General features: G+C 40.4%; 15 protein-coding genes. All 15 read left to right on the forward strand.

Features of this window, described 5'->3' with window-relative positions; genetic code table 11:
* Nucleotides 1–135 precede the first annotated feature (135 nt).
* The 15 genes from RB160_RS03860 (at nt 136) to RB160_RS03930 (ending at nt 17,403) form a co-directional block, all read left to right on the forward strand.
* The gene (locus RB160_RS03860; protein ID WP_316568882.1) at nt 136–1,008 is read left to right on the forward strand and encodes an alpha/beta hydrolase; all 873 of its coding nucleotides are present in this window, start codon (nt 136–138) and stop codon (nt 1,006–1,008) included.
* A gap of 218 nt (nt 1,009–1,226) precedes the next feature.
* A complete protein-coding gene (locus RB160_RS03865) occupies nt 1,227–3,146 on the forward strand; it encodes a serine hydrolase domain-containing protein (protein ID WP_316568883.1) in 1,920 nt (639 codons plus the stop codon).
* A 675-nt stretch (nt 3,147–3,821) separates the two neighbouring features.
* A complete protein-coding gene (locus tag RB160_RS03870; RefSeq protein ID WP_316568884.1) occupies nt 3,822–4,253 on the forward strand; it encodes a PaaI family thioesterase in 432 nt (143 codons plus the stop codon).
* A 28-nt stretch (nt 4,254–4,281) separates the two neighbouring features.
* Nucleotides 4,282–5,511 (forward strand): beta-ketoacyl-ACP synthase II, encoded by a 1,230-nt coding sequence (gene fabF / locus RB160_RS03875; protein WP_316568885.1) that lies wholly within the window; start codon nt 4,282–4,284, stop codon nt 5,509–5,511.
* A gap of 297 nt (nt 5,512–5,808) precedes the next feature.
* The gene (locus RB160_RS03880; protein WP_316569053.1) at nt 5,809–6,381 is read left to right on the forward strand and encodes a GNAT family N-acetyltransferase; all 573 of its coding nucleotides are present in this window, start codon (nt 5,809–5,811) and stop codon (nt 6,379–6,381) included.
* A gap of 630 nt (nt 6,382–7,011) precedes the next feature.
* Nucleotides 7,012–7,602: a TetR/AcrR family transcriptional regulator gene (locus RB160_RS03885; protein WP_316568886.1), complete on the forward strand. Its 591-nt coding sequence runs from the start codon at nt 7,012–7,014 to the stop codon at nt 7,600–7,602.
* Between the two features lie 22 nt (nt 7,603–7,624).
* Complete coding sequence (locus RB160_RS03890; protein WP_316568887.1) at nt 7,625–8,086, forward strand: DUF2269 domain-containing protein; 462 nt, start codon at nt 7,625–7,627, stop codon at nt 8,084–8,086.
* 15 nt (nt 8,087–8,101) lie between these two features.
* Nucleotides 8,102–8,536: a DoxX family protein gene (locus tag RB160_RS03895; RefSeq protein ID WP_316568888.1), complete on the forward strand. Its 435-nt coding sequence runs from the start codon at nt 8,102–8,104 to the stop codon at nt 8,534–8,536.
* An 86-nt stretch (nt 8,537–8,622) separates the two neighbouring features.
* Nucleotides 8,623–8,886, forward strand: coding sequence for a hypothetical protein (locus RB160_RS03900; RefSeq protein ID WP_316568889.1), 264 nt, complete (start codon nt 8,623–8,625; stop codon nt 8,884–8,886).
* 186 nt (nt 8,887–9,072) lie between these two features.
* Nucleotides 9,073–11,748, forward strand: coding sequence for a winged helix-turn-helix domain-containing protein (locus RB160_RS03905; protein WP_316568890.1), 2,676 nt, complete (start codon nt 9,073–9,075; stop codon nt 11,746–11,748).
* Nucleotides 11,749–11,942: 194 nt separating this feature from the next.
* Entirely contained in the window at nt 11,943–12,224 is a 282-nt protein-coding gene (locus tag RB160_RS03910) for a hypothetical protein (RefSeq protein WP_316568891.1), read from the forward strand.
* A gap of 21 nt (nt 12,225–12,245) precedes the next feature.
* Complete coding sequence (locus RB160_RS03915) at nt 12,246–12,968, forward strand: hypothetical protein (protein WP_316568892.1); 723 nt, start codon at nt 12,246–12,248, stop codon at nt 12,966–12,968.
* 417 nt (nt 12,969–13,385) lie between these two features.
* Nucleotides 13,386–13,916 (forward strand): DUF2306 domain-containing protein, encoded by a 531-nt coding sequence (locus tag RB160_RS03920; RefSeq protein ID WP_316568893.1) that lies wholly within the window; start codon nt 13,386–13,388, stop codon nt 13,914–13,916.
* A 73-nt stretch (nt 13,917–13,989) separates the two neighbouring features.
* Nucleotides 13,990–14,976, forward strand: a complete 987-nt coding sequence (locus RB160_RS03925) for an NAD(P)-dependent alcohol dehydrogenase (RefSeq protein ID WP_316569054.1) — start codon at nt 13,990–13,992, stop codon at nt 14,974–14,976.
* Nucleotides 14,977–15,471: 495 nt separating this feature from the next.
* A complete protein-coding gene (locus RB160_RS03930) occupies nt 15,472–17,403 on the forward strand; it encodes a serine hydrolase domain-containing protein (RefSeq protein ID WP_316568894.1) in 1,932 nt (643 codons plus the stop codon).
* The last annotated feature ends 155 nt before the right edge of the window (nt 17,404–17,558 follow it).

Genomic DNA, 17,558 nt, shown 5'->3' on the forward strand with positions numbered 1-17,558 from the left:
GGACCTATATGTTGGGCAAGTTATTTACAATGATAAAAGTATAATCAAATGAGTTATTCATAAATTTTTTTCGGTTAAAAAGAGACCGTTTAGTTTCTTGTTTTAAGATGCTGAATTTATAAAGGAGTGAATTACGTGCTTATTTTATTTTCGGCCTGTTTCATATTCTTAGTATCGTTTGTTTCAATTGTTTGGAAACTCACTATAAAAAGCCAAACTCCCAGAAAATATCCAGTAGATAATGCACCAGATTTCCCTTATGAGAATGTAAGTTTTAAAAGTGGAAAGGATCAAGTAAACGGATGGTTTATCCCAGCAAAATCGAGTGAACAAAAAAGTCCTCTAATTATTTTGGTTCATGGTTGGGGGTCTAACCGGGCAAAAATGAAGCGATATGTAAAGCCTCTTTACGAAGCGGGATACGCCTTATTACTATTTGATGTAAGAAGTCATGGAGAAAGCGATAGTGTTAAGGCTCCTACAGTAAAAATTTTTCGGGATGACGTCATAGCTGCGATCCATTATGCTAAATCAAGAAATGAAATTGATCCGCATCGGATTGGCATATTAGCTCATTCGTTTGGTGGTTTTGGTAGTGTAATAGCAATAAAAGAGGACATTGGAATAAAAGCAGTGGTGGCTGATTCTATTCCTGTCCAGTTCAGTACGGTTATAAAGGCAGCATTAAAGTTCTATAAGCTACCCTATTATCCATTAGGACCAATGATTTTTAAAATGATGTTAATAAGAGCGGGAATAACAAGAAAGGAGGTAAAGGAGTTTGATGTACCTCAAGCTCTCAAAAATACAAAATCAGCTGTTCTTTTGATTCACTCGATTAAGGATGACTTTGTTCCTTCATCTGAATTAGATTATATTTTGAGACGTGTAGATGTTCCACATATTTATGTTGAAAGTCAAGGTCATCGAAGCACAGAAACAGATCCACAATATTGGAAGCATGTATTACCTTTCTTTAAGAAGAATTTAATGGTTCAACAGGATTGAAAAAAAGCCTATGATTTTTATAAATCATTTTTAATCATTTAACACCAAGATACGGGATTAGTTCATGAAAGTGGAACAAAGTAGATACATTGGTTATTGGTGCAGGTCCAGGAGGCTATGTCGCTGCTATCCGTGCAACAAGTATACAATTTTCGTAAGACAAGACATTCTTACCTGTTTCAGATTGTCGACAAAAGACATTTAGGGGGATTATTAGCTTGCGTAGACTTGTGAGAAAAAAGATTGTTTCTATTGTTTTCAGTATGATAGTATTGGTTCCTATTTTTTTATCATGGTCCGTAACTTCAGTGGCTGCGGAGGCACCGGAAAAAAAGACCCCTTCAGGAATTCCGATATCTGACCTGGAAGGTTTTGTGGACAATTATATGAAAGACTATATTGGAAAAACAACAGTAGGGGCCGCAATTGTCATTTTGAAAGATAATCAAATTGTTTTGTCTAAGGGTTATGGAGATGCTGATATTGTAAAAAATATCCCTGTTGATCCCCAGAAAACTGTGTTTGAATGGGGTTCAATCAGTAAACTGTTTGTCTGGACAACTGTCATGCAACTGGTGGAGCAAGGAAAAATCGACTTAAATGAAGATATTCGCAACTATTTGCCAGAGGGATTTTTGACAAAATTGAAATATGATTCTCCTATCACCATGTTAGACTTAATGCATCATACTGCTGGATTCGAGGATTATATCTTTGAGGTAGGCTATTCATCACCGGATAAGGTAAAGTCCTTAGAAGAAGGATTAAAGCTGGCCGAACCGGTACAGGTGTATAAACCTGGTGAGGTAGTAGCGTATTCTAACTTCAGTGCCTCTCTTGCAGCGTATATAGTTGAGCGTGTTACCGGACAGGAGTTTTATCAATATGCTTCGGAACATATTTTTTCAAAAATAGGTAGCCAAAATGCCTCGATACATCCAAAGCTTAGTGACAATAAGAAGCTCTTAGAGAACAAGGCTACAGGGTATAAACCGACAGGGAAATCACAATTTACTGAATCCAATGCGTTATATATATCAATGTATCCGAGTGGAGCAATAAATGGTACTGCGGAAGATTTAGCTAAATTTGCATCGGCGTTAATGCCGAAAGAAGATGAGTCATCGCCGCTTTTTCAAAAAAAGGAAACATTGGATGAATTTTTAACAAGAAGCTACACTGCTAATGATAACATCCCCGGCAATGCCCATGGATTTTGGGAATATGAGGGTCAAAAGAGGGGTCTTACACACAGAGGAAATACAGAGGCTTTCTCCAGTAACTTCCATATTGTTCCGGAAGAAAACTTTGCTGTCATTATACTGACAAATCAAACAGGAGAAGTGGATATTCGCTACGGATTAACGAAGGAATTGGTCGGGGAGGAGCCAGTCACTGTTGCGGCTTCAAATGAAAACATGCCAGATGCTTCAGAACTTGAGGGAACGTATACGCCTGCACAAAGAACGTATAATGGTTTTCTAAACTTCTATTATGAATTGCTTTCATTAAAAATTACCGCTGTTAATGATCGGGAAATCCAAATGGATGTGTTGGGTTCAAGTGCTAATTATATTCAAACAAGTCCTTATGTGTTTAAAAAATTAAAAGGTGATACGTTGTTTTCTACTATTGGGCCGATATACTTTCATGTGAAAAATGGGAAAGTAACGCAAATTTCTGCCTCCACTTCAGATTATTTGCCGGTATCTACAGGGAAATCCACGCCATTTCTGATCATTCATTTAATTTTAGCGATCCTTTGTGTTGTGTATTTTATCATTTCGCCTTTTGTTTTGCTTTTCCAGGGAATCCGGAGAAGAAGAAAGAAACATCCTGCTTCACCTCTGCAAAGGTGGAACAGCATATTAATTTTAACAGGGACAGCAATTGTCATAAACAATTTCGTTTTGGTAGCTAGAATGCTTATGGTTAGTTTACGGGGTTATTCGGAAATTGTAGGACATATTATCATAAATTATGGATTAACTGCTTTAGGTGTCGTATCGATAGTCTTTATGCTGGTAAAAGGACGAAAAACAGAGTTAACAAAATCCCAAAAATTCTATTATAAATTATCAATGGTCATGTTCCTTATTCTCATCTTCCTGTTGATTGTTTGGCAATTTTATAGATAGACTTTTTATTTTGTTGTGAAGGATCTTTACAGAATCGTGTACGGAGTTATTGATAACGATAATATAAGTGCTTGCATAGTCGAATCTAAAAAATTCCCCTAATCTAGCCTATATCATTTAAATACAATCTTTCCCGATTGTAGAATACATTTTAAACAACACACTTCAACTAACCTGCATTGTTAGTTGAAGTGTAACATTTTACAATGGATTGCGAGTTTGGAATGAGTCAAAATGAAAATGACAAACATGTTGAAACTGAACAGATGGCAGTGTTTATTCTTACTTCCATGGAAGGAACATTGTCTCTCAGCAGATTCTATAAGGATAAGCGATTTTTAGACATGGTAATCATTCAGATAAAAGCAATCTTTTCCAATTCTTTTGTTTATATTTTTTTAAAAATAAGAGACCGATTGGTTTCTTATGCAGAATTTCGAAAGAAGAGATATGTAGGCTCAGCTAATAGTGGGATTCTAATGTTTTATCGAATACTGGCTTAGCAAATGGCTAATGGTGTATTAACGCCTTTTATGCAAACCGATTTATATTGGATTAAAAAAAGCAGGACTATTTGTAATAACGTTGCCGCTTGGGTTTCTGGCATTTCTCCAGTAGTGGGTGTTTAAGGTTGTACTTGAAACATAGAATGCACAGTTTAGTAAAGGGAGATGGATGATGGAGAACAAGATTAAACTAAATGCCAATATGGAAATTTCAGTCCCTCCTGTGGCAAAGTTAATTGGATTTGAACCAGTAGAAGTTAAGAATGGAGAGGCCGTATTTAAATTAACAACAGAGGAAGCTCATTTCAATCCGATGGGAACTGTACATGGAGGTATTCTATGTGATTTGGCAGATGCAGCAATGGGAGTTGCATATGCTACATTGTTGAATGAACATGAAACTTTCACAACAGTCGAATTGAAAATCAACTACTTAAAACCTATATGGAAGACAACCATAAAAGCCCATGCTGTTGTAGTGAAAAAAGGAAATACCATCGGTCTAATTGAATGTTCAATTTATGATGAAGATATGTCATTGGTTTCTAAAGCAAGTTCTACTTGTATGACTTTAAAAGAGAGAAATGCAAAGAACAGATAATCTTTAGCTTTATTTTAGGAGGATTTCAATGACTCGTAGAGTTGTGATAACTGGGTATGGTGCCGTTTCATGTTTAGGTAGTGATGTAGAAACTTTATGGAATAATATAAAGGCTTCGAAATCAGGAATTAAAAAGGTTGAATTTGAGAGTTATGAAGGTATAAGTACTAAAATAGGTGGTTATGTCGAAGGATTTTTTCCTGATAATTATTTTGATAAAAAAGAGTTAGGAAAGTATGACAAATTTGTTCAATATGCATATGCCGCATCAAAACAAGCATTGGATCAATCAAAATTAACAATTGGAGATTTCGATGCGAATCGATGTGGAGTTTTCATTGGTTCGGGAATTGGTGGTATAGACACAGTACTAGAGAATCATAAAACACTTCTAGAAAAAGGACCAAGAAAAGTTTCTCCTTTTATGGTACCTATGATGATTAGTAATATGGCGGTTGGAATCATTTCAATAAAAACAGGATTCAAAGGAACTAGTTTTGCTCCTGTTTCTGCATGTGCAACTGGAAATCATGCAATTGGAGAGGCGTTTTTAAACATACGTCACGGTTATTCAGATGCCATTTTAGCAGGTGGGGCAGAAGCACCAATTAATCCATTAGCCTATTCAGGTTTTTCTAGAATGCAAGCGATGTCAACAAATAATGATTTTCCAACAGCGGCTAGTAGACCTTTTGACAAAAATCGTGATGGTTTCGTAATGTCTGAAGGAGCTGGAATTTTACTGCTTGAAGAATATGAGCATGCAAAAAATAGAGGGGCAACTATTCTTGGAGAAATTATCGGATATGGGTCCACAACTGATGCTTATCATATTACTTCACCAGATTTTCAGGGTGCATTTAGAGCAATGAATCTCGCAATAGAAATGGCTGAAATTTATCCTGATGATGTTGATTATATAAATGCTCATGGAACCAGCACTCCAGAAGGTGATAAATCGGAAACGAAAGCAATAAAAAGTGTATTCGGTGACCATGCATATACTCTAAAGGTTAGTTCGACAAAATCAATGACAGGTCATCTATTTGGTGCTGCTGGTGGGGTGGAAGCAATCATTACTATAAAAAGTATCTTGGAAAATATTGCACCTCCTACAATTAATTATGAACATTTCGATGAAGAATGTGATTTAGATTATGTACCAAACCACTCAGTGGATTGTCAGATAAAATATGCCCTTTCAAATGGTTTTGGTTTTGGAGGTCATAACTCTGTATTAGTATTTAAGAAGTTTTAAAATAAAGATTAAAACTTTGGAATTATATAAAAGTCCTGAAACTACACAATAAAGGAAATTACTGAAATCACTTTGATTTGAAAACAATTAAGATGATTAATCATAAATACTTTTTATCTTTCTCCACACAACTAATTTATTTTTTTTAAATGTTTACTTAAACTAAAGATACTTTAGTTAATGAACATGGGCTGGTTAGGCCACTCTTTTATCTTATTGTACGAGGGGCAGTTTAGTGAAAGAAGTAATTAGTACCTTTTGAAGAGAAATACTGTACAAATCGGAGGATGGTTTTTGATGATTGATAAAATATTTAGCGATTTTCCGAACTTAGAAACCGCAAGGCTAAAACTTAGAAAGATAACTTTAAATGACGTAGAAGATATGTATTCATACTGTTCCAATGAGGAAGTGCCAAAGTACGCTTCTTGGAACGCTCACAGTTCTTTAGCGGAAACACAAGAGACTATTGAACGGGTAATAAATCAATGGGAAAATAAGGAACTTGTTCATTGGGGAATAGAATATAAAGAAAACAGAAAATTAATTGGTACGATTGAATTTGTCACGTGGGATACACAACATAAAGTTGCTGAAATCGGATATGCTCTATCTCAGGATTATTGGGGAAAGGGAATCGCCACAGAAGCCGCAAGTGAAGTAATAAAGTTCGGCTTTAACAATATGAACTTGGTTCGTATTCAAGCAAAATGCTACTTAGAAAATATCGGTTCGGCACGCGTAATGGAAAAGGCAAAGATGTCCTTTGAAGGAGTCATTAGAAAAGGGCTGTACGTCAAAGGAAAACATCAAGATTTAAAAATGTATTCCATAATAAGCGAAGAGTTTTTCCTCCTGAATAAAAGATAGTTATAACGAATCAATGATTTGTAAGAGCCGTAGTTAAGGGGGGCACAACTTATAAAATTATGCTTTTATTTAGTTATAACGGATAACTTGTGTTAGGCACTTATGTCTGTAATTTAGCAGCTTTTTTGCAATTAAACTAATGGTACGTTGATCCAAGAAGGAATAGGCACTTTTTTGAATTGTTTATTAAGCTAACGAGGTTAGTGGAAGAAGGAATTTAGTCCGTAGCCCAAAATCTAAGTAAAAAGGGGAAGGTATGTTAAAAAGCAGGATCAACTCCCTCTTTGTTAGTTTCCTTACCAAACAAACGGGGAGGTTAGATGAACAAAATATTTAAATATTTTGTGTAATAATGGGCTTCCAAATGGTAGCCTTTTTATATTGTGAAAATACTGTTTTAAAAATATCTTGTTAACTTTTAACACCAGAAGAGGTAAGAAAATTTCTTCCTGACCAGGTTTCCCTCAAGTGGTATTGGGTAGATACCTTCAAAATCTATATTGGAAAAGTGGTACAGGGGAAATTGTTTTACAACTAGAAGCAATACGCATAATTTACAAACCGATGGTCGGTATGTTAATGTGAATGTATTCAAAATAAAACTGATTTTACTACTCCGGAGGGTTGATATTGAAACAAGATGAACGGAGAATGCAAGCAACTAGGCTTCTGCTTGAAACGACTAAAGAGCTAATACTGGAAAAAGGATGCCATTCAATTACGATGAAGGACATCATGAACAGATCGGGTTTGTCTAAGGGGGCTATTTTCCACTATGTGAAGAGCAAAGACGAACTTTTTGTGTGGGTATTGCAGGAGCGCTTGGAAGAGACGAACCAACTTTTTATGAACGAAGTGGAGCAAGGACGCCGATCATTTGATGAGCCATATCAAAAGATATTTGAAAGTATTTCGGCTTATGCAAATGCAGACGTGACGAACAAAGCGCTGATGTATTTACTTGGAAAGGAGGACCAGCCGGTTATTGCGGAAGCACTCAAACAGTATTATGAACGAGCTGTATTCTTATCCAGACAGTGGATTGAGACCGGTCAAAAGCATGGTGTTATTTCAGATTTGGTCGATGTAGGAAAAACAGCTGAAATGTTCGTTCTTCTAACAATCGGTTTGCGTGTCCAATCCACGATTCCATCCGTTACTTCTGTTTTTAGGGCCCAAGAATTCTCGTCGTTTATTATCGATATTTTAAAATCCCGGTAAAGGGAGCAGAAGGGATGATAGTATGAGCTTGTGGTTAACGTTGCATCTGATTGGAGTGGTATTATTCGTTGGAAATATCATTACAGCAGCCTTTTGGAAGATAAGGGCGGATTTGAAGAAAAATCCGGTTGAAATTCATAGTGCAGTTAAAAACGTCATGCTGGCTGATTATATTTTTACAATCCCGGGTCTTGTCCTTATCATCGTTTCGGGCAGTATAATGGCTGCACGTGCTGGAATGCCAATGTCCGGGTTTAACTGGCTTATGTTGTCGCTCATATTATTTGCCATAACCGGGATCATATGGGCCGTTATTCTTATACCGATGCAGCTTAAAATGATACGATACAGTGCGGATTCGATTGAAAGCGGCACTATCTCCAAGGACTATCAGGATTCTTCTCGCTGGTGGGCCGTCTTCGGCATCGCCGCTACGCTATTGCCGCTCGTCATTTTATACCTAATGGTAATGAAAGGTTTCTAAAAGGGAGGGATTGAGATGGTACCATTTTATGTGCTTTTCGCCGCTTTTCTTCTGTTCAAGGCTATTGGCTTAATTGGAGTACCCTATTTCGAAGGTTGGCATACCTCGCTTCAAGGAGCAGTAGCCTTGATGCTGCTGCTTACCGCATCAGCTCATTGGGGGACAAGGCGCAATGATTTAATTAGTATGGTTCCGCCGGCTTTTCCTAGACCGGATTGGATAGTTACAGCTACAGGACTATTTGAAATTGCAGGAGCTATCGGTATAATGTTTCAGCCTACCTCCAAGGTAGCGTCTTTAGGATTGGCGGTGTTGCTGTTAGTAATGTTTCCGGCAAATATACGGGCGGCCAGAGAAAAATTAACGATTGGAGGGCGGCCTGTACCTAAGCTGATTCCCCGAACTTTACTTCAAATCGTTTTTCTTACAGCCGTCCTTTTGGCAGGTTGAACCTACGGTTTCATTCGGATACCCGTTAAAAAAAGACTATTTGGTTTGTTTTTTCAAAATACTGAAGTAACTAAGGAGGGAATTATATGCTTATATTTTTTTTGGCTGGTTTCATTTTTATAGTTTCGTTAGTTGCAATTGTTTGGAAACTCACTACAAAAAGCCAAACTCCTAAAAAATATCCAGTGGATATCACACCAGATTTGCCTTATGAGAATGTAAGTTTTAAAAGTGGTAAGGATCAAGTAACCGGGTGGTTTATCCCAGCAAAATCGAGTGAACAAAAAAGCCCTCTATATAACGAATTAATATGTTCTACAAATCATCGAAGAATACATTACTTATTCTAACAATATCCGTATTCAAACGAAACTAAACAGTCAATGGCCGAGTGGTGTTATATGCCATACATAAGGATTTTTGTGGATTCATAGGATAGGTCAATCAATTATTTTGCAATATGTTGCGGGAGCCGATTTTCGTGTTATTATTAATCTATGAATGTACCAATTTTATCCACTAAACTGTATATCCCTATGCCACGGACTAATGTTATCCTCAGACCGCGCCTGATCGAGCGATTGAATGAGGGTCTGGGCCGCAAGCTGACCCTCATCTCTGCCTCCGCTGGCTTTGGCAAGACTACGCTGGTCAGTCAATGGGTCACCGGTTGTGAGCGAACTGTTGCTTGGCTGTCGCTTGACGAAAGCGATGAAGACTCTACGCGCTTCTTAACTCACATTGTCGCTGCATTGCAGTCGATTGCGGAGAATATTGGAGAGAGCGTAGTTAGTTCGCTCAACTCGACACAGCAACCGCCAACGGAATCGATTCTGACGGCACTGCTTAATGAAATCACAACCATCCCGTACAAATTTGTGCTAGTTCTTGACGACTATCATGTTATTGATTCCAAACGAATAGATGATTGCCTAAACTTCCTACTTGAGCATCTCCCGCCACAGATGCACCTGGTCATCACTACCCGTGAAGATCCGCAGTTTCACCTAGGCCGGTTACGTGCCCGGGGTCACTTGACCGAGTTGCGTGCAACCGATTTACGCTTTACTCCCAATGAAGCGGCCACGTTCCTCAATCAGTTGATGGACCTAAAACTTTCAACCGACGAAATTACGGCGCTGGAAACCCGTACAGAAGGCTGGATTACTGGTCTTCAATTGGCAGCACTCTCGATGCAGGGGCGCAAGGACATACCAGCATTCATACGGGCATTCGCTGGAGACAATCGGTATATATTGGACTATCTAGTCGAAGAGGTTCTACAACGGCAGCCTAATCATGTTCGGAGCTTTTTACTACAGACCTCCATTCTCAACCGGTTAAATGGTCCTTTGTGCGATGCCGTCACTGGGCAAAAAGAAGGTAACACAATGTTGGAGACTCTGCTAAGAGGTAATTTTTTTGTCGTTCCTCTGGATGACAGTCGTCACTGGTATCGCTATCATCATCTCTTTGCCGAAGTTCTCATTGCACATTTGAGAGAGGAGCAGCCTGGTATAGTAGCTACGCTGCATCGGCGCGCAAGTTCGTGGTATGAGCAACATGGCTCGGTAGCCGATGCAATCCGCCACGCACTTGCCGCTGAGGATTTCGCTCGGGCGGCGAACCTAGTTGAGCTAGCATGGCCAGAAATGCGTAGGAGTAAACAGATTGGAACGGTGCGAAGCTGGATGAAGGCATTACCCGAAGATCTGTTCCGCTTCAGGCCTGTACTCAGTGTTGCATATGCGTGGGCGTTACTGGCTTGTGGTGAGTTAGAGGCCGTTGAGGGCCGACTGAATTCTGCAGAACTCTGGTTGGAAACGACAACGGACATCCTTGAGGGAAGGGAAGCCCTATTGGCAGAGGTGGTCTTCATGGACGAAGATGAATTTCGTGGTCTGCCAGCTACAATTGCCGTGCTGCGTGCAGGACTTGCTCAGGTGTTGGGTGATATAACCGGCGCTATAAAATATGCCCAACAGGTGCTCGACCTAGTACCGGAGGATGACCAACTTCGACGTGGTGCGGCAACTGCGATCCTGGGACTCACCTCTTGGACGAAAGGGGATCTCGAAACAGCGTACCGGATGTTTGCTGGTGGGATGGTAAGAGTACAGCAGAGCGGAAACATCTCTGACGTTATCGGGGGCACAATCGCTCTGGCTGATATACGGATCGCACAAGGTAGACCCCGTCAGGCGATGCGGATCTATGAGCAGGGCTTGCAACTCGCTATGAAACAGGGCAATCCCGTACTTCGGGGAATGGCAGACATGTACGTGGGAATGAGTGAGCTCTACTATGAGCATAACGATTTACATGAAGCTACGCAGTATCTACTTAAAAGTAAGGAGCAGGGCGAGCAGACTGGGTTCCAGCAAAACGGGTTTCGCTGGCACATCGCAATGTCTCGAATACGGGAAGCACAAGGAGATCTGGACGATGCGCTCGATCTGCTTCATAAGGCAGAGAACCTGTATATGAGTGATTTTTTCCCAAATGTGCGTCCTGTAGCAGCGTTGAAGGCACGGATGTGGGTTTCGCAAGGGAGGTTGGATGAAGCCCTTGACTGGGTAAAGGAACAGGGTCTGTCCGTCGAGGATGACCTTTACTACCTACGTGAATTCGAGCATATCACTTTGGTTAGAGTGCTCTTGGCAAAATATAAGAACGACAGGCAAGAGCCTTCCATACTTCAGGCCAAAGGACTCTTGGAACGCCTCCTCCAAGCAGCGGAAGAGGGAGGGAGGATGGGGAGCGCCATTGAAATCCTTATTTTGCAGGCACTTACGCTGCATTATCAAGGCAATCTTCCTGCAGCGCTTTTACCTCTTGAACGGGTACTAACTCTTGCCGAGCCAGAGGGCTACGTTCGCATCTTTTTGGATGAAGGTAAACCGATGGCCGCACTGCTGGAAGCTGCGGCGAAACATGGGATCGCTCTGAACTATGTCCGTAGCCTCCTAACAACCTTTGGCGTGGATGAGAGTAAAACCCCTACCGAACAGGTTATGAATGAACCACTGAGTGAACGTGAACGTGAAGTACTTAGGCTACTCAGAACCGACCTGAGTGGTCCAGAGATTGCCCGTGAACTCATAGTGTCTCTCAATACTTTACGAACCCACACTAAGAACATATATAGCAAGCTTGAGGTGAATAATAGGCGGGCGGCAGTCCGCCGCGCTGAGGAACTCAAATTATTCTAGTAAGCTCAATTATTGCCCCCTGGCCCTATCACGGAATCACGTGAGAGGGCTTTTTTCTTTTCTAACAGCCTCCTAGTGAATAATCACCACATAAATCACCACATGTAGTGATGCTTTCTCACCACATCAACATGTATCTTTTGGTTAGGAAAGTAATGGATACATCGACAGAAATGAAATGAAGGAGGATTGAAATGAGTGAAACACGCGAATTATCGCAAGATCGAGAGCCTGGAATGTACGAAATTCGCCTCAAGGGACACCTCGATTCCCGGTGGTCTCACAAGTTTGAAGGCATGAGCTTTACCCACAAAACTGATGGAACAACCGTTCTCTCTGGACCGTTGGCCGATCAATCCGAATTACATGGCTTGTTGAGGAAATTGCGTGATCTTGGCCTGTCATTAATTTCAATCAATCAAATGGATTCCAATAAGGCGATCGGGTCAGATGGCAATTCAGGCAAAACAAATTGATAAAAAAAAGGAGAGAAACAGATGAATACAGATCCCAGGACATCAATCATTGAAGGGAACAAGCATAATTACACCAACCAGGGCTTCGAGGCCAGGTTGGAGAACAAAATGAAGGTTACATCAGCGAATCTTATCCGTTGGTCAGGCTTATCAGCTATGGGGGCAGGTATCCTTTATATTGGCATTCAGCTGATCCATCCACCTGACAATCTTTCATCAGTGATTACGGGGGCTGGGGCAATGGCATCCTACTTAACCATCGCCATGGCCCTCTTGGCTCTTATCGGTACTCTGGGAATCTACGCAAGACAAGTGAGTGAAGCAGGTTGGATTGGTTTAATTGGCTTATTCCTGTTTAGTCTTTTTTGGATAGCCACGACAGTCTTTACATTCGCCGAAGCCTTTATCTTACCTGTGGTGGCAGCAGACGTACCAAAGTTTGTGGAGGGCTTCTTGGGGATTTTCAGTGGGTACGCAAGCGAGGTTAACCTTGGATTCCTCCCAGCATTTGGGCGGTTAGGAGCTTTACTGTATATTCTTGGCGGCCTACTGTTTAGTATTGCTACACTCCGCGCCGGCATCCTGCCTCGATGGGCGGCTGGCGTGCTTGCCTTCGGGGCCTTAGCGCCATTGGCAGCATCGTTACTCGGACACCCGCTTGATCGGATATTGGCGGTACCGATGGGACTGGCTCTAATTTTTCTAGGATATGCGCTCCTGTTTGAAAAGCGAAAGAAAGTCTAGGCTTCCATCCAGTCACGCCAAACAGAAGTTAGATTAAGTTCGTTGGAAAGTGGAAGAATTGAACAAGTGGCTATACCGCTGCTCATTGCTTCTAGATAGCACTCTATCAATAAACAATGTAACCCGTTATCTTAAACAAAGCACCACGCAAATTCTTTCAAGGAGTTGAATTTAATAGTGAGTGTCTACGATAAAGATCAAGCCCCCAATGTGCCTGAGCGCAATGAGCTAGGGAAACCTACATCTCAGAAAATAAAAGCACCTGCAAAAGAAGTTTCGGCAAAGTGGCTCGTCGCTGCACTCCTCTTTCTGAGCGCACCTCCGCTCGCTGCTGGAGTAGTCCGCCTATCAGTGCTGGCTAGTGGAGCTGAAATAACGCTGACCAACGAACGGTTCTTTGCGGTGACTTTACCGGTAGTGCTGCATATCTTGTGCTCCATCGTGTATGCGATATTGGGTGCATTCCAATTCGCAACTGTTTTCAGGCGACGTAGGACTGGTTGGCATCGCGCTACTGGTTTGCTCTTGGTTTTATGCGGACTAATGGTTGGGATTTCAGGACTGGGGATGACCCTGTTCTATCCCCGTGTGGACGGTACTGGTGAGCTGCTGCTTTATATTTTCCGGCTCATGTATGGGTCGGCCATGGTCGTGTCTATCCTTCTCGGCTTTGCCGCAATCCGGCGAGGGCAGGTGGTTCAGCACGGCGCATGGATGATACGTGGCTATGCGATCGGGCTTGGTGCGGGTACACAGATGTTTACACTATTGGCTGGGGAAATAATTGCTGGCCCGCCAAGTGAGCTCAGTGAAGCCCTATTGATGGGTGCTGGATGGGTAATTAACCTCATCGTTGCCGAATGGGCAATCCGCAAGAGATCAGCCCTCGAGCTCGCACGACATCAACCGATTCTTCCTATCAGTAAAAAAACTGAAGGAAGCTACTAAAGAGTGAGTTGTTTTCAATTTTTCAATTCATTCGCATGAAACTAATGAAAAATCACGAATTGGAGGAACAATGATGAAAGTAATTGTGTACACAAAATATGGTCCCCCCGAGGTTCTTCAACTAAAAGAAGTTGAAAAACCTGTTCCTAAAGAAAATGAAATACTTGTTAAGGTAAAGGCTACAACAGTTTCAGTAGCAGATATTCGAACACGTGCTTTTGTAGTTCCGCCAGGATTTTGGCTACCTGCTCGAATCGCATTAGGTTTTAGAAAACCGAAAAAAGAAATTTTGGGGATGGAATTAGCAGGTGTAGTCGAGTCAGTAGGAAAAGCTGTCAAACTGTTTAAGAAAGGTGATCATGTTTTTGCAGCATCCCTAGCTGGTTTTGGTGCTTATGCCGAGTATAAGTGTCTACCTGAAGAAGGGCCAGTAACTCTTTTACCTTCTAATATATCTTATGAGGAAGCCGCTGCTATTCCAATTGGGGCACGTGCAGCATTATTTCATCTTAGAAAAGCGAACATTGAGAGTGGTCAAAAAGTTCTTATCTATGGTGCTTCAGGAAGTGTAGGAAGTTATGCTGTACAGATTGCCAAACATCTCGGAGCAAACGTTACAGGGGTTTGCAGTACCGCGAATATAGAATTGGTAAAATCTATTGGAGCCGACAAGGTAATTGATTACACGAAGGAAGACTTTTCAAATAAAGGTGAGAGTTACGATGTTATCTTTGACACAGTAGGTAAGAGTTCGTTTTCAACTTGTATGAGATCGCTAAAAAAGGATGGAACCTATATAAATATTGCTGTAGTTTTACCAAATGTCCGAATGCTTTGGACTAAATTGACAAGCAGCAAGAAATTCATTTTGGGGCAAAATTCACCTGAAACTCCAGAAGCACTGGAATACCTAAAAGAACTTGTAGAAACTGGTCAGTTAAAAGTGGTCATTGATAGATACTTTCAGTTTGAGGAGATAGTTGAAGCTCATAGATATGTTGAGAAGGGACATAAGAGGGGAAATGTAGTCCTAAAATTTGGGACAAAACAACAAACTTAATACGGTGGCTGATTCTATTCCTGTCCAATTCAGTACGATCATGAAGGTAGCATTATAGAACTATAAGCTGCCCTATTACCCATAAGGACCAATAAGTCTCAAAAAGGGTAGTCAGTGACAAAAGTACGTTAAAAAGATCTTTCATGTTATCGATTCACAGTTAAAAAAGAAGGATTCTTATAAGTTTCTTCAGAGGATTCTAAGTATGAAAACACTTGTTTGGTTGTGATATTCTGGAAAAGTTTCATAAAATTTGAAACTTATATTTTTTGCAACCGTATTAAAATCAAATCCTTTTCAAAGAAAACCTTGGACAAATGTACAAAAAATTGTTGGGTCGTCATTAATGGATAAATATATTTTCACATATTCCCTTGATGAAGGGAGAAAAAATGCATTTTTTCTAAATTAGATTGCTCAAATTTGTGAATAACTTTGTCTGGCTGGTTCATTGGTAGGGGAGATTTAGATAGTAGATTTAGGGGGATTATTAGTATGCGTAGACTTGTGGGAAAAAAGATTGTTTCAATTGTTTTGAGTTTGATAGTATTGGTTTCTATTTTTTTTTCATGGCCCGTAACTTCATGGGCTGCGAAGGCAACAATCTCTAAATCGGAAAATACGACCCCTTCAGGAATTCCGATCTCTGGCCTGGAAGGTTTTGTTGACAATTATATGAAAGACTATATTGGAAAAACAACAATAGGGGCCGCAATTGTCATTTTAAAAGATAATCAAATTGTATTGTCTAAGGGTTATGGGGATGCTGATATTGAAAAAAATATCCCTGTTGATCCCCAGAAAACTGTGTTTGAATGGGGGTCAATCAGTAAACTGTTTGTCTGGACATCTGTCATGCAGCTGGTGGAGCAAGGGAAAATCGATTTAAATGAAGATATTCGCAACTATTTGCCAGAGGGATTTTTGACAAAGCTGAAATATGATTCTCCTATTACAATGTTAGACTTGATGCATCATACTGCTGGATTCGAGGATTATATCTTTGAGGTAGGCTATTCATCACCGGATAAAGTCAAGCCCTTAGAAGAAGGATTAAAGCTGGCCGAACCGGTACAGGTGTATAAACCTGGTGATGTTGTAGCGTATTCTAACTTCGGTGCCTCTCTTGCAGGATATATAGTTGAGCGTCTCACCGGACAGGACTTCTATCAATATGCTTCGGAACATATTTTTTCAAAAATAGGCAGCCAAAATGCTTCAATACATCCGAAGCTTAGTGACAATAAGAAGCTCTTAGAGAACAAGGCTACAGGGTATAAACCGGGGGGGCCGTCACAATTTAATGAATCCAATCCGTTATATATCTCAATGTATCCGAGTGGTGCAATAAATGGCACTGCGGAAGATTTAGCTAAATTTGCATCAGCGTTAATGCTGAAGGAAGGGGAGTCATCGCCGCTTTTTCAAAAAAAGGAGACTTTGGATGAATTCTTAACACAAAGCTACAGTGCTAATGAAAATATTCCCGGCAATGCCCACGGATTTTGGGAATACGCGGGCCAAAAGAGGGGCCTTACACACAGAGGGAATACTGAGGCTTTCTCTAGTAACCTCCATATTGTTCCGGAAGAAAACTTTGCTGTGATTATACTGACAAATCAAACAGGAGAAGTGGATATTCGCTACGGCTTAACGAATGAATTGGTCGGGGAGGAGCCTGTCTCTGTTGCGGTTTCAAATGAAAACATGCCAGATGCCAGAGAACTTGAGGGAACGTATACGCCTGCCCAAAGAACATATCATGGTTTTCTAAACTTCTACTATGAATTGCTTTCATTAAAAATTACCGCTGTTAATGATCGGGAAATCCAACTGGGCGTGTTGGGATCAAGCGCCAATTATATTCAAACAAGCCCTTATGTATATAAAAAAATAAAAGGTCATACGTTATTTTCTACTATTGGGCCCATATACTTTCATGTGAAAAATGGGAAAGTAACGCAAATTTCCGCCTCTACTACAGATTATTTGCCGGTATCTACAGGGAAATCGACGCCATTTCTGATTATTCATTTAATTTTAGCGATCCTTTGTGTTGTGTATTTAATCATTTCGCCTTTTGTTTTGCTTTTCCAGGGAATCCGGCGAAGAAGAAAGAAACATCCTGCATCACCTCTGCAAAGGTGGAACAGCATTTTAATTTTAACAGGGACAGCAATCGTCATAAACAATTTCGTATTGGTAGCTAGAATGCTTATGGTTAGTTTACGGGGTTATTCAGAAATTGTAGGACATATTGTGATAAATTATGGATTAACTGCTTTAGGTGTCGTATCGATAGTCTTTATGCTGGTAAAAGGGCGAAAAACAGAGTTAACTAAATCACAAAAGTTCTATTATATATTATCAATGGTCATGTTCCTTATTCTCATCTTCCTGTTGATTGTTTGGCAGTTTTATAGATAGACTTGTTTAATTTGATTGTGAAGGACCTTTACAGTAGATGCATTTAGATGGATTTCAAATGATTTAACAAAGTAATAAATTTACATTAAGCTTGCGGGTGCTTTGAACTGAGAGGATAAAAGCACCTTTTTGTATAACTTCTTATTGAGCTAAAG

Origin of the sequence: Neobacillus sp. YIM B06451, assembly GCF_032667185.1 — a bacterium.
GTDB lineage: Bacteria > Bacillota > Bacilli > Bacillales > Cytobacillaceae > Bacillus_D.